We start from the raw sequence: 594 nt of genomic DNA, 5'->3' as shown, positions 1-594 counted from the left end.
CATTGCATACTGCCTTTGGTCTTGACCGTGAAGACGGCGAGAGCAAAATCGCTGGGCTATGAGGCCAAAAAACTGTTAAAATACAGCTTTAGCATTGATGGTTATCTATTAACCGCTATGAATGACTCTACATCGTATGTAAATAAATAGCGTTTAAATAAAATAGCCTCCAAATAAAAACAGTACTTAAATAAAATAGGATCTTTTTAGGTCCTATTTTTATTTTTTAGCATAGTTGAAATGAGCATTTACCTAACAGTTTTGTGAAAAAACCGTGACAGTATCTGTTATGCCACCTATAATGGGGCTTTCATTTGGGCTAAATGAATCTACCTATCATTGCCGCTATTGGCACAACGTCAAGCATCGTAATAATTGATACATGACATGTTTAGTGCTGCGGTGATGTTCTGCAATTGAGAAGTAATCTGATGAGTAATAATTTGTTGATGCGACATAAGGAGTGTGACGCATGTTAATTTTGACACGCCGCGTGGGCGAAACGCTAATGATTGGCGATGAAGTCAGTGTGACGGTTTTGGGCGTCAAAGGCAATCAAGTACGTATCGGTGTGAATGCACCTAAAGATATTGC

Annotated in this window: 1 protein-coding gene; it reads left to right on the top strand. The window is 38.6% G+C overall.

Annotation, left to right across the window (positions count from 1 at the left end):
- Positions 1 to 472: 472 nt before the first annotated feature.
- On the top strand, positions 473 to 594 hold a 122-nt coding region (csrA, locus tag ACS8FC_RS19190), incomplete at its 3' end, for a carbon storage regulator CsrA (RefSeq protein ID WP_439297962.1).

The organism is Psychrobacter sp. 1Y4 (assembly GCF_051847555.1).
The sequence above is the reverse complement of the archived record's forward strand: the minus strand, read 5'-3'. Positions and strand labels throughout refer to the sequence as shown.